Below are 12,762 nucleotides of genomic sequence, written 5' to 3' on the forward strand. Positions count from 1 at the left end.
GGCGCCCGGTGCTGGCGCGAAGATTTTTAGTGTTTTCGGCCTCAAACCCTTTGCCAGCAAGCGTTGACAGCTATTTTTAAAGTAGCAAACATCCTGCCAGCCGCGCCTCTACACTGGCGCCCCTGCCACATTTCTGCCGCTCGTCCCTTGCTGTCCTCCGTTCTTGCGCCTTTGGTACCCGTCGTCCTGTGCATCGCCGTCGGCTTTGCCATTGCCCGTTTCGGCTGGGTGCGCAGCAGCGCCATCCCTGACCTGTCCAACATCGTCTTTTTGGTGCTGACGCCGGCGCTGCTGTTTCGCACCATGGCGGGTACGCGCGTGCAGGAGCTGGATTTCGCGCCTGTGGCGCTGTACTTTGCCAGCGCCCTGCTGGTCTTTGGCGCGACGCTGCTGTTGCAGGGCTGGAGCAGCACTGGCGCGGCGCGGGCGCTGGCACATACCTTCGGCAACACGGTCATGATCGGCGTGCCCTTCGTCGGCCTGGTCTATGGCGAGTCGGGGCTGGTGGCGCTGTTCACGCTGATTTCCATGCATTCGCTGGTGCTGCTGACGGCGGCGACGTTGGTGTTCGAGCTGGTGCAGGCGCGGGCGCGCCAGGGCCAGCCGGGCGCTGTCGCTGCCTCCCGCTGGCAGACCCTGGGGCGGGTGGTGAAGAACAGCATCCTGCACCCGGTGCCCCTGCCCATCCTGGCCGGGCTGCTTTTTGCCCAGACCGGGCTGGCACTGCCGCAGGTGCTGGATCAGGCGCTGGCGCTGCTGGGGCGCGCCGTCGGCCCGACGGCCCTGCTGCTGGTGGGCATCAGCCTGGCCTGCACCCGCGTCGGCCAGCACTGGCGTGCGGCGCTGCGTATCGCTGGGGTCAAGCTGCTGGCCCTGCCGCTACTGCTGGGCGCGCTGGCCTGGGCGCTGGGCCTGTCCGGCCTGGCGATTGCCGTCATGCTGACCACGGCGGCGCTGCCGGTAGGGGCCAATGTGCTGCTGTTCACCCAGCGCTACGGGGCCATGCAGGACGAGGTGTCCTCGGCCATCGCCATCTCGACGGCGCTGGCGCTGCTCACGCTGCCGCTGATGCTGATGCTGGCGCGGCTTTTCGAGGCATGAGCTTGTCTCAGAGCGTGTTCATGCTCTCAGGGCGCCAGGCGTTCGCGCCGCCATTGGCCGCCATCCAGCCGGTAGCGCAGCCGGTCGTGCAGTCGGCTCTTGCGGCCCTGCCAGAACTCCCACTGCTGCGGCACCAGCCGATAGCCGCCCCAGTGCGGTGGGCGCGGCGGCTGCAGCAGGAATTGCGCGCCGTAGCGGGCCGCATTGGCCACCAGCACGCTGCGCCCGGCGATGACCTGGCTTTGCGGGCTGGCCCAGGCGCCGATGCGCGAGTCCAGCGGGCGGCTGTGGAAGTAGGCGTCGCTCTCGGCGACGTCCACTTTTTCCACCGCACCCTCAATGCGCACCACGCGCTCCAGCTCGATCCAGTGGAACTGCAGCGCGGCAAAGGGGTTGGCGGCCAGCTCGCGGCCCTTGCGGCTGTCGTAGTTGGTGTACCAGACGATGCCGCGCGCGTCGTAGCCCTTGATGAGCACGATGCGCGTGCTCGGGCGCTGGTCGGCGCCCACGGTGGCCAGCGTCATGGCGTTGGGCTCGGGCACCTGGGCGGCAATGGCCTGCTGCAGCCACTGGTCGAACTGGGCCAGCGGATCGGCCAGCGAGGCGTCCTCGCTTAGCTCGGCGCGCTCGTAGCTCTTGCGCAGGTCGGCGATGGTGGTGGACAGGGCGGGGCGTTCGGTGCTCATGGCTGCCATTGTGCAGCGCCCTCAGCGCTCGCCGCCGCCCCCGACCAGGCTCAGCAGCCGCGCCAGCGCCCGGTCGTGGATGCCCAGGCGCTGCAGTTCGGCGTGGGTGGCCTCGGCGTAGTCGCGCGTGCTGCCGTAGATGCCCTGCGCCTGCGCGAAGATCTGCCGGTAGTGCTCGTCGGGCAGCACGCCGGTGTGGTTGGGGCTGCGCCGCGACAGCGTGAAGGCCAGGGCGTGCACCGGCCCGGCCTCGGTGCGGCAGGTCAGCCAGCGCGGGTCATAGACGCCCAGCACCATCTCGCGCTGCCACAGGGCCGGGAACATGGCCGCCACCTCGTCGCGCGCAATGCGGTAGGCCATGCCCCGGCAACTGCCGCCGGGCAGCATGGCAAAGACCAGGCCCGGACATTCGGGCGTGCCCCGGTTGACGCGGCTCCACATCTTCAGCGCCCGGTGCCAGCCATGCACCGTGGCCGGGCGGCGCTCGACATACGGGAATTCAGGCCGCCAGATCAGCGAGCCGTAGCCGAAGAGCCACAAGTCCTGCTGCCCGCCCCACTCGCGCAGGGTGCGCTGCAACATGGGGGCGGGGTCGCGCGTGGCGGCGTGGGCGGAGGGCAGCATGAGGGGAATCTACAATCGGCGGGTTTTGTCCAACGCTACCGATTATTCACAAGCCCCGGGAGTTCCGATCATGTCCTTCAATGCCTCCGACGACGACAGCCAGCAGCGCTTCGCCCTCGGCTTTCTCTTTGCCCTGATCACGCTGATCATCGCCACCGTGCTGGGCGTGGTGGTCTTCAAGCGCGGCATCCAGCGTGCGCCGGTGGCAGCTCCGGCAGCCGTGGCAGTGGCCGAGCCGGCACCCGTGGCTGCCGCAGCGCCCGGTGTGGTCGTGACCGAGGAGGCTGCCGTGGTGGTCGAGGGCGGCGTGGTCAAGTTCTACTTCGCCAGCGGCAAGGTCGATCTGGCGCCCGGCGCTGCCGAGGCCCTGCAGGACGTGGCGCGCGGCGTGAACGAGGGTGGCCGAAGCGCTGCCATCTCCGGCTACCACGACGCCACGGGCGACGCTGCCCTGAACGCCGAGCTGGCCAAGCAGCGCGCCGTGGCCGTGCGCGAGGCGCTGCTGGCGCTGGGTGTGGCCGAGGACAAGGTGGAGCTGAAGAAGCCCGAAGTCACCCAGGCCGACGGCAACAACGCCCAGGCGCGCCGCGTGGAAGTGCTGCTGCTGCCCTGAGAGCGTGTTTACGATCCCCGCGCGGGTGCGCGAGCGCGGCCTCGGGCGGTCTGCGGCGTTGCAAATCCTCGCGATAGCACGGGCTATCGCTGCGGTTTGCGCCTGCCAGCCCATCCCGATCCGCACCCGCGCCCCTGCGCGCGGAGATCGTAAACACGCTCTGAGCGAGTCGGCAACAAGCGGGCCGGCACCGGCCTGCGCCCATCCCACCAGCCCGGCATTGCCGGGCTTTTTGTTGTCCCTGCCCATGCCGACACCGCCAGCAGGTGCGCAGGCCTACGCCGCCGCAGGAGGGGAGGGCTACCATGCCGGGTGTCTGGCCAGACGGCCGGACGGCCAGGAGGCCAGTTCAGATGTCAGGAGGTACGCCCACCATGCCGCGCAACGCCATCGATACCGTCCACCGCGTCACCGAACGCATCCGCGAGCGCAGCGCGCCCACGCGCGGCGCCTACCTGGAGCGCACTGCCGCCTGGGGCCGGCGTGAGCACAGCATGGATCGCCTGGGCTGCGCCAACATCGCGCACGCCGTGGCCGGCATCCCGAACAACGACAAGCTGCGCATCGTGGTCGAGCGTGGGCCGCACATCGGCATCGTCACGGCCTACAACGACATGCTGTCGGCGCACGCGCCGCTGCAGTCCTACCCCGACCTGATCAAGGACGAGGCGCATCGCCAGGGCGCGACGGCGCAGGTCGCCGGCGGCGTGCCGGCCATGTGCGATGGCGTCACCCAGGGCACGCCGGCGATGGATTTGTCGCTGTTCTCGCGCGACACCATCGCCATGGCGACTGCCGTGTCGCTCAGCCACGATGTCTTCGACGGCGCGCTGCTGCTGGGCGTGTGCGACAAGATCGTGCCCGGCCTGCTGATCGGCGCGCTGCACTTCGGCCATCTGCCCACGGTCTTCGTGCCTGCCGGGCCCATGCCCTCGGGCCTGTCCAACAGCGAGAAGGCCCATGTGCGTGAGCAGGCTGCCCAGGGCCTGGTGGGACGCGACGAGCTGCTGCGCGCCGAGATGGCGGCCTACCACGCGCCGGGCACCTGCACCTTCTACGGCACGGCCAACAGCAACCAGACCCTGCTCGAAGCCATGGGCCTGCACGTGCCGGGCACGGCCTTCGTCAATCCGGGCGAGCCGCTGCGCCGCGAGCTGACGCGCGAGGCCGTGCGCACCGTGCTGGGCCGATCTAGTGGGCCGGGCGGGCCGGGCGGCTGGCGCTGCCCGCCCATCAGCCAGGTGGTGGACGAGCGCGCCATCGTCAACGCCATGGTGGCGCTGCTGGCCACGGGCGGCTCGACCAACCACCTGATCCACTGGGTGGCGGTGGCGCGCTCGGCGGGCATGGCCATCGATTGGCAGGATTTCTCCGACCTGTCGGCCGTCGTGCCGCTGCTGGCGCGGGTCTATCCCAATGGCAGCGCCGATGTGAATCAGTTCCAGGCAGCGGGCGGGCCGGGCTATGTCATCCGCGAACTGCTGGACGCCGGCCTGATGCACGAGGACGTGCTCACCGTGCGCGCGGGCGGCATCCGCGAATACACCCGGCTGCCGCAGGGCGATGCAGCGCAGCGCCTGCACTGGACGGACATTGGCGCCAGCGCCGACGACCATGTGCTGCGCCCGGTGGCCCAGCCTTTCAGCGCCACCGGCGGACTCAAGGTGCTGAGCGGCAACCTGGGGCGCAGCGTCATCAAGGTCTCTGCCGTGCCCGAGGATCGTCACGTCATCGAGGCGCCGGCGCGGGTGTTCGACTCGCAGGCGGCGCTGCTGGCGGCGTTCCACGCCGGTGAGCTCGATGGCGACGCGGTCTGCGTGGTGCGCTGGCAGGGGCCGCGCGCCAACGGTATGCCCGAGCTGCACAAGCTGACGCCGCCGCTGGCCGTGCTGCAGGGCAAGGGCCATCGGGTGGCACTGGTGACCGACGGGCGCATGAGCGGCGCCTCGGGCAAGGTGCCGGCGGCCATCCATGTCGTGCCCGAGGCGCTGGCCGGCGGGCCGATCGCCCGGGTGCGCGACGGCGACCTGATCCGCCTGGACAGCGTGGCCGGCACGCTGGATGTGCTGGTCGATGCGGACACCTGGGCCGCACGCGAGGTGGCGCAACTGCCCGCGCAGCAGGCCCAGGACAGCTCCCACGGCCTGGGCCGGGAGCTGTTTGCCGGCTTTCGGCGCAACGCCCTGGGCGCCGAGGAAGGGGCTTGCACATGGCTGTGAACCGCAAGGAGGAGGGCGCAACGGCAGCAATCGCAGGGTGCGCTGCTGCTGCTGCGCCTCGGCCCAAGTCTCTGCCCATGCCCTTGACTGCGCTGGATGTGGTGCGCGACGCGCCGGTCATCCCGGTCATCGTGTTGCACGAGGTGCGCCACGCCGTACCGTTGGCGCGCGCCCTGGTGGCCGGCGGCATCCGCATGTTGGAGATCACGCTACGCACGCCGCAGGCGCTGCAGGCCATGCGCGCCATCGCTGCCGAAGTGCCGCAGGCCGTGGTCGGCGCCGGCACCGTGCGCCAGGCAGCCGATGCCGAGGCGGCCCAGCGCGCCGGCGCGCGTTTTGCCGTCAGTCCGGGCCTGACCCCGGCGCTGGCGCGTGCCTGCCGGGCGCTGGCCCTGCCGCTGCTGCCCGGCGTGGCCACGGCCAGCGAGATCATGGCCGCGCAGGACGAGGGCCTGAACGCGCTGAAATTCTTCCCGGCCATGCAGGCGGGGGCACGGCCATGCTGCGGGCCTGGCAGGGGCCGTTTGCCGACGTGCTGTTTTGCCCCACGGGCGGCGTGCAGCCGGACAACGCCCCGCAGCTGCTGGCCTTGCCCAACGTGGCCTGCGTGGGTGGCTCGTGGCTGGCGCCGGCAGCAGCGCTGGAGCGGGGCGATTGGGCACAGGTCACCGCGCTGGCGCGGGCTGCCTGCAGCCTGCGCGGTCTGGATTGACAATAAATTTGAATAAAAAACGGCTCAAACCCAATGCCAGCAAGCGGTGACAGCTATCTTTTTCATAGTTAATTGAGCTGAAGCGCTGCGCTGCCTGCTCAGGGCTGCCCCCAGCCCAGGCGGTGGGCCTGCGACGTGGCATCGTGGCGGGCATCGTCCTCGGTGTGCAGGTAGATGCTGGTGGTGGCGATGTTGGCGTGGCCCAGGTTGTCGCGCACCATCTTCAGATCCATGCCATCGCTTTGGTGCGTGCCGGCGGTGTGGCGCAGCCAGTGTGCCGAGGCCTGCTCGATGTGGCAGGCCGCGCCCTCGTGCTGCGGGCCGCAGGCGCGCAGGCGCGCAGCCGTCTGGCGCACGATGTCCTTGACCAGGGTATGGATGGCGCTGCGGCTCAGAGGGCGGGCGCCTTCCAGCGTCGCTGAGGCGCCGATCACCGGCAGCAGCAAGGGGCGCTCCTCGCCCTCCCGGGGCAGATCGGGCAAGGCGTGCGCCCGGCGGTAGCGCGCCAGCTCCTGCACCAGCTCATCGGTGGCAGGCAGGGTGCGCGTCTTGCTGCCCTTGCCCTGGACGGACAGCCACCAGCGCAACTGGCCGTCCGTGCCCTGGCGTGCGTGGAAGTCGCCCATCCGGTTGCCACAGACTTCGGAAATGCGCAGCCCGGCCAGATACAGCAGTGAGAACAGCCAGCGGTAGCGCGCCGCGTGCAGGGCCTGGCGTGGAGTGTCGGCGGGCAGGGCCTCGATGGTGGCGCGTACCTGCGCCCAGTGCTCCTGTGGCAGGAAGCGGCTGACCTGCCGGCTGCCGGCTGCCGCCTTGCGCCGGCGCAGGGCCAGGGGGTTGCCGGCCAGGTAGCCGGCCTGCACCAGCCAGTTGAACAGATTGTTCAGGATGGTCATGGCCTGGCGCTGGCTGGCGCGATCCAGCGGGCCGGCGAAGGGGCGCCAGTGCGGCGAGGCGCGCGGCGCCTTCTGCGCCACCTGCATGACCCAGCGCTCGGCGGGCTGCGGGTCGGCCAGGAAGCGCTCGTAGAGCAGGAAATCCTCGTGCGCCAGATCGGACAGCGCCTTGCCGTGCTGGTGTACGCACCACAGCAGCAGGCGCTCGGCCTCCTTGCGGTAGCTGGCCAGCGTGGCCGGCGAATCCTGGTAGCGCGCCAGCCAGGCCAACACCGCCGTGCGGTCGTCATGCGCCGCCACCTGTGCCAGACCCCGGCCCCGATTGCGCCCGTGAGCGCCCGACAGGTGGGGGGAGGCCGGCTGTCCCTGGGTTGCGGGCAGGCCGCTCGGGGAGGGTAAGGAGTTGATGGATCGTCCGGGGGCAGCGTTCATGGCCTTGATTCTAGGATTTCTCGCAGAATTTTAGACATTATGTGAATTATGTCCAAAGATTTCATGAAATATCAATAAATATTACATATTACGTAGTAATATTTGGAAATGACCACAGAGACTGACATCCAGGCCGAGATCGACCTGCTCAAGGCCCGCATTGCTGACACGCGCGCGCTGTACCGCGAGGTGTGCGTGCTGCTGTTCTTCCGCCACGGCGTCACACCGACGGCCAGCCGGCTGTACCAGTACGTCCGCCGGGGTTCGATGGGCGTGCCGGCGCAGGCGCTGGCGCAGTTCTGGGACGATCTGCGGGAGAGGGCGCGGGTGGAGATCGACCACCCGGGTGTGCCCGATGCCCTGCGCCAGGCGGCCGGGCAGGCGCTGGCTGGCCTATGGGAACAAGCCACGCAACTGGCGCGCGATGAGCTGGCGGCCTTGCGTGTCGAGGCCCAGGCTCAGGCCCGGCAGGCGCTGGCAAGCCTGGCTGCCGCCGAGCAGCGCCAGCAGCAGCAGGAGGCGGAAATGACCGCCATGCGCGCCTTGGTCGAGCAGCAGCAGGAGCAGCAGCGCGTGCGGGACGAGCTGTTGGCGCAGGAGCAGCGTGGCCACGCTGCCACGCAGGCGCGCACCCAGGCGCTGGAGCAGCAGATTGCCCAATTGCGCCAGGAGCTGGAGACCAGTCGGCAGCATTTCAGCGCCGAGCTGGACAAAGGGCGCGAAGCGGTCGCGCTGGCGAGCCGGCGCGCCCAGGACACCGAGCGCCGGGCGTTGCGCGACATGGATGCCGAGCGCACGGCGCGTGCCGGCGTCAGCAAGCAACTGGATGCCGCCCGTGCCCAGTTGGCACAAGAGCAGCACGAGCGCCAGGCCCAGGCGCTACAGGCCAGTGCGCTGCAGGCGCGCCTGGCCGCCGAGCTGGATGCCGCCAGGCTGTCGGCCAGTCAGGCCCAGCGGACGGTCTCGGAGCAACACACCCAGGTGCAGCAGCTCATGCAGTCGCTGGCACGCCAGCAGGCCGAGGCCAGCGCGCTGCGCGGAGTGCTGCAGCAGGGCCGGCCTGCGCCCCGGATGCTGCGCAAGAACCGCCGCGCCGCCCAGGCGCCCGGCCCGGCACCCTGACCCTGATGCACGCCGCCGACCTGCTGGGAGGTTGAGCGTTATGCGTTTGGCACGGACTCCCGCACAGCGCACAGCCGCCTGGCGGCGCCCACAGGGCTGGTCGCCGCAACCCTCTTGAAAGGTGAAGGGGCAGGGCAGCCCTCAGAGGGGCCGAGTGGACTTGTGCGTCTTCGGCGGCGGCTGGCGTTTGACCTGGGGGCGCTGCAGGCGCTGCTTCACGTCCTTGCCATCGGGCAGGTCGGCGCGCTGCAGCTGCACATGCGCCACCAACCCGCCCGAGGATGAATTGGCCAGGGCGAAGACGCCGCCCAGGCGCTGCACCGTCTTGTCCACGATGGACAGGCCCAGTCCGGCGCCGGCAGCCGCCGTGCGCGCCGAGTCGCCCCGGAAGAACGGCTTGGTCAGGTGCGCCAGCTGCTCGGGCGGTGCGCCGGGGCCGTGGTCGCGCAGCTTGAGCAGCACCCAGCGCTCGCGCGCCTTGGCGGCGATGTCCACGGTGGTGATGCCGGTCTCGCGATCCTTGCCGTAGCGCCGGGCGTTCTCCAGCAGGTTGGAGATCACGCGCGCCAGCTCCACCTCGTCGGCCAGCACGTTCAGGTTCTCCGGCACGTTCATGGTGATGGCCAGCTCGCGGTGATCCTGCACGGCATAGACGCACGAGGACACCACGGCGTGCAGGTTGACGGCCGTCAGCGCCACGCCGTCGGGCGGGCGTAGTCCAGGAACTTGTCGATGGTGGCATCCAGCTGCACGATGTCGGCCACCATGTGCTGGCGCGCCACGTCGTCGCTCACGCTCATCTCGGTCTCCAGCCGCAGCCGCGCCAGCGGTGTGCGCAGGTCGTGCGAGATGCCGGCCAGCATCACGGCACGATCCTGCTCCAGCTTGGCAAGTTTCTGCGCCATGCGGTTAAAGCCGATGTTGACCTCGCGGATCTCGTTGGTCACTGCTCCCTCGTCGAGCTGGCTGGCGGCAAAATCCCCGTCGCGCACGCGGTTGGCGGCATAGGACAGCTCTTTCAGGGGCCGGTTGATGAGCCGGGCGATCAGCGCCGCCCCGGCCAGCGACAGGGCGCCGGCAGTGAGCAGCCAGATCAGCCAGGTCTTGCCGCTGGCGGTGGCCAGGCGCGAGCGATCCATCAGCAGCCAGTTGGGATCGCCGTTGATGGTGAAGCCCACCCACAGGCCCGTCTCGCCATTGACGCTGCCGGCCACGATGGTGCCCGGCCCCAGGCGCTCGGTCAGCTCCTCGGTCAGGCGCGCGCCCAGGGCCGAGGGCGGCAGCACTTCGAAATGATCGGTCGGCTCGCGCGGCAGGATGCGCACGCCCTCCTGGTCGGCCATGGTCTTGAGCAGTGACACGCGCGCAATGGCGTCGGCGTGGATCAGTGCCGCCCGGCTCAGGTTGACCAGCGAAGCGACCTGCTGCGCCGTCTGCAGCGTGCGCGGCTCGAACTCCAGCGCCCGCAGGGTCTGCAGCCAGGCCAGGATGCTGCCCACCAGCAGCAGCGACAGCAGGAAAAAGGTGCGCCAAAACAGGTTCAGGCCGACACGGGCGCGCTGCGCGGCGGTGTCCTCCAGCGGAGCCGGGCTGGTGACGTCAGGAGGGGGGTGGGGTGATGAGCGTTCATGGCGCCTGGCCCGGTCACGGCGCGTAGCGCGCCGGGCCTGGAGCAAAAGGGCAGGATGGGAGCGTGCGTTCGCAGGGCTGGCAGGGCCAGGGTGGGAATGCTCAGGCTTGGGACGCGGGCCTTGGCGCAGGTCTTCAGTTGGCCCCATCGGGCACGAAGACATAGCCGACGCCCCACACGGTCTGGATGTAGCGCGGCTGCGCGGCGTCGATCTCCACCAGCTTGCGCAGGCGCGAGACCTGCACGTCCAGGCTGCGGTCGAAGGGCTCGAATTCGCGGCCACGAGCCAGCAGGGCGAGTTTCTCGCGCGACAGCGGCTGGCGCGGGTGGCGCACCAGCGCCTTGAGCATGGCGAACTCGCCGGTCGTCAGCGGCAGCTCCTCGCCGTTCCTTTGCAGCGCCCGCGTGCCCAGATCGAAGGTGAAGGGGCCGAAGGTGACGACCTCGTTCTCGCCCGAGGGCGCACCCGGCGCCTCCATGGGCGGGCGGCGGCGCAGCACGGCGTGAATGCGCGCCAGCAGCTCGCGCGGGTTGAAGGGCTTGCCCAGGTAGTCGTCGGCGCCGACTTCCAGGCCGACGATGCGATCCACGTCCTCGCCCTTGGCCGTGAGCATGATGATGGGCGTGCGGTCGTTGGCCGCGCGCAGGCGCCGGCAGATGGACAGGCCGTCCTCGCCCGGCATCATCAGGTCGAGCACGATCAGATCCACCGTCTCGCGCAGCAAGATGCGGTTGAGCGCCTTGCCGTCTTCGGCCACCATGACCTCGAAACCCTCCTGGGTCAGATAGCGGCGCAGCAGATCGCGGATGCGCGCGTCGTCATCCACCACGAGGACTTTGTCGGTGCGGTTGGTTGTCGAAGCCATGTCTTTTTTCCTCGAATCCAATTTGTAACAGCGGCGATTCTGACCAGCTTGGCAGGGCAATCCCCGATTTGGCAGGCCGGCCTGACCAACTGTTACAGGTTTTGCGGCGTCTCGCAGGCAACTGGGGGTAAAAGTCGCAAGCCCTGCCACGGCTGAGCGTGCCACGGCTGTCAGCGGCCAGCGCATTTGCCTGTCGCCCGCGCGCACTACAAAAGATTTTGCAGATTCCAAGGAAAGGCCCCATGACCCTCATGACCCGCACATTTTTCGCCGTCCTGCTGGCCGGCGCCGCTGCCGCCGCCGTGGCCCAGGGCGCCAAAGGGCCGCCGCCGCACAATGTGCTGCAGCTGTCGGCCTCGGGCAGCGTCCAGGTGCAGCAGGATCAGCTGGTGCTGACCCTGGCCACGAGCCGCGAGGGCGAGGATGCCGCCGGCGTGCAGGCGCAATTGCGCCAGGCGCTGGACGCCGCACTGGCCGAGGCCCGGCGCGACGCCGCCCAAGACCAGCTGGAGGTGCGCACGGGTGATTTCAGCATCCAGCCGCGCTACGGCAAGGAGGGGCGCATGAGCGGCTGGCAGGGCCGCGCCGAGCTGGTGCTGTCCGGGCGCGACTTCGCCCGCATCACCAACGCTGCCGGGCGCATCCGCAGCATGACCATCGGCCAGGTAGCGTTCGATCTGTCGCGCCAAGCGCGCGAGCAGGCCGAAAGCCAAGCGCAGACCGAGGCCATCGAGGCTTTCAAGGCGCGTGCCAGCGAACTGGCCCGGGGCTTCGGCTTTGCCGGCTACAGCCTGCGCGAGGTCAGCGTGAACAGCCATGCCGCCTCGCCCGGCCCGCGTCCGCGCATGTTGGCGATGGCAGCCAAGGGCCCGGGCTTCGAGGCCGACGCGGCAGTGCCGGTGGAGGCCGGCAAGGCGCTGGTCGAGGTCACGGTCTCGGGTTCGGTGCAGCTGCGCTGAACAGAACCCGAGCGATTTTTTGATGATTTTCGGCTAAAACCCTTGTCTGGCAAGCGTTGATAGCTATATAAAATATAGCATTCCGCTGTGGGTTCAGCATGAATTCATTGCGCTGCCCAGCCGCCATCCATGTTCCAGGCCACGCCGCGCACGTTGTTGGCGGCCGGTGAGCAGAAGAACACGGCCAACTCGCCCAGTTCTTCAGGCGTAGTGAACTGCATGGAGGGCTCCTTCTCGCCCAACAGCAGTTTCTTCGCCTCCTCGTTGGAGATGCCGTGCTGCTCGGCCTTGGCGTCCACCTGCTTTTGCACCAGCGGGGTGAGCACCCAGCCGGGGCAGATGGCGTTGCAGGTCACGCCGGTGGTGGCGGTCTCCAAGGCGGTCACCTTGGTCAGGCCGACGATGCCGTGCTTGGCGGCCACGTAGGCCGATTTCTGCGCCGAGGCCACCAGGCCATGCACCGAGGCCACGTTGATGATCCGGCCCCAGCCGGCGGCCAGCATGTCCGGCAGCGCCAGGCGGCTGGTGTGGAAGGCGCTGGTCAGGTTGATGGCGATGATGGCGTCCCACTTTTGCGGCGGAAAGTCCTGCACGCTGGCCACATGCTGGATGCCGGCGTTGTTGACCAAGATGTCCACGCGGCCGAACTGGCCGGCGGCATAGCGCATCATGTCCTCGATCTCGTCCGGGCGGCTCATGTCGGCGCCGTGGTAGGCCACGCGAACGCCGGCCTGTTCGCCGGCAGCCAGCACCTGGGCGCGCGGGCCTTCGGCGTCGCCAAAGCCGTTGAGCACGATGTTGGCGCCGCGCTGCGCCAGGGCGCAGGCGATGCCCAGGCCGATGCCGCTGGTGGAGCCGGTGACGAGGGCAGTTTTGCCTTTCAGCATATGAATCTCTCCAGT

Annotated in this window: 10 protein-coding genes and 2 pseudogenes; 6 read left to right on the forward strand and 6 right to left on the reverse strand. The window is 69.3% G+C overall.

What is annotated here, in order from left to right; all coding sequences use genetic code 11:
• Positions 1-147: 147 nt before the first annotated feature.
• On the forward strand, positions 148-1,101 hold the full coding sequence (locus IDM45_RS04655) for an AEC family transporter (protein ID WP_209421831.1): 954 nt from the start codon (positions 148-150) through the stop codon (positions 1,099-1,101).
• A gap of 26 nt (positions 1,102-1,127) precedes the next feature.
• Here IDM45_RS04655 and pdxH read toward each other — a convergent pair whose 3' ends face one another.
• Both pdxH and IDM45_RS04665 read right to left on the reverse strand, forming a co-directional pair.
• A complete protein-coding gene (gene pdxH / locus IDM45_RS04660; RefSeq protein ID WP_209421832.1) occupies positions 1,128-1,796 on the reverse strand; it encodes a pyridoxamine 5'-phosphate oxidase in 669 nt (222 codons plus the stop codon).
• Positions 1,797-1,808: 12 nt separating this feature from the next.
• Positions 1,809-2,411: a gamma-glutamylcyclotransferase gene (locus tag IDM45_RS04665; protein ID WP_232653428.1), complete on the reverse strand. Its 603-nt coding sequence runs from the start codon at positions 2,409-2,411 to the stop codon at positions 1,809-1,811.
• Positions 2,412-2,481: 70 nt separating this feature from the next.
• On the opposite strand from IDM45_RS04665, the gene IDM45_RS04670 reads away from it, so the two are divergent.
• The 3 genes and pseudogenes from IDM45_RS04670 (at position 2,482) to eda (ending at position 5,955) form a co-directional block, all read left to right on the forward strand.
• Positions 2,482-3,024 (forward strand): OmpA family protein, encoded by a 543-nt coding sequence (locus tag IDM45_RS04670; RefSeq protein WP_209421833.1) that lies wholly within the window; start codon positions 2,482-2,484, stop codon positions 3,022-3,024.
• A gap of 374 nt (positions 3,025-3,398) precedes the next feature.
• On the forward strand, positions 3,399-5,243 hold the full coding sequence (gene edd, locus IDM45_RS04675) for a phosphogluconate dehydratase (RefSeq protein ID WP_209421834.1): 1,845 nt from the start codon (positions 3,399-3,401) through the stop codon (positions 5,241-5,243).
• Positions 5,234-5,955 (forward strand): annotated as a pseudogene (gene eda, locus IDM45_RS04680) (bifunctional 4-hydroxy-2-oxoglutarate aldolase/2-dehydro-3-deoxy-phosphogluconate aldolase). Before edd ends, eda begins: the two are co-directional and overlap by 10 nt.
• A gap of 98 nt (positions 5,956-6,053) precedes the next feature.
• Here the strand turns inward: eda and IDM45_RS04685 are convergent.
• Positions 6,054-7,283, reverse strand: a complete 1,230-nt coding sequence (locus IDM45_RS04685) for a tyrosine-type recombinase/integrase (protein ID WP_209421835.1) — start codon at positions 7,281-7,283, stop codon at positions 6,054-6,056.
• A gap of 108 nt (positions 7,284-7,391) precedes the next feature.
• Here IDM45_RS04685 and IDM45_RS04690 point away from each other — a divergent pair, with 108 nt between their 5' ends.
• A complete protein-coding gene (locus IDM45_RS04690) occupies positions 7,392-8,405 on the forward strand; it encodes a DNA-binding protein (RefSeq protein ID WP_209421836.1) in 1,014 nt (337 codons plus the stop codon).
• A 141-nt stretch (positions 8,406-8,546) separates the two neighbouring features.
• Here IDM45_RS04690 and IDM45_RS04695 read toward each other — a convergent pair.
• Positions 8,547-9,985 (reverse strand): annotated as a pseudogene (locus tag IDM45_RS04695) (sensor histidine kinase).
• Between the two features lie 184 nt (positions 9,986-10,169).
• Positions 10,170-10,901, reverse strand: a complete 732-nt coding sequence (ompR, locus tag IDM45_RS04700) for an osmolarity response regulator transcription factor OmpR (protein ID WP_209421837.1) — start codon at positions 10,899-10,901, stop codon at positions 10,170-10,172.
• A 251-nt stretch (positions 10,902-11,152) separates the two neighbouring features.
• Here ompR and IDM45_RS04705 point away from each other — a divergent pair, with 251 nt between their 5' ends.
• Complete coding sequence (locus IDM45_RS04705) at positions 11,153-11,860, forward strand: SIMPL domain-containing protein (protein WP_209423999.1); 708 nt, start codon at positions 11,153-11,155, stop codon at positions 11,858-11,860.
• A gap of 104 nt (positions 11,861-11,964) precedes the next feature.
• Here the strand turns inward: IDM45_RS04705 and IDM45_RS04710 are convergent, their stop codons facing one another.
• Positions 11,965-12,747 carry a 3-hydroxybutyrate dehydrogenase gene (locus tag IDM45_RS04710; RefSeq protein WP_209421838.1) on the reverse strand — a complete coding sequence of 261 codons (783 nt, stop codon included), beginning with the start codon at positions 12,745-12,747 and terminating at the stop codon, positions 11,965-11,967.
• Positions 12,748-12,762: the final 15 nt, after the last annotated feature.

It is taken from the genome of Melaminivora jejuensis, from assembly GCF_017811175.1.
Lineage (GTDB): Bacteria > Pseudomonadota > Gammaproteobacteria > Burkholderiales > Burkholderiaceae_C > Melaminivora > Melaminivora jejuensis.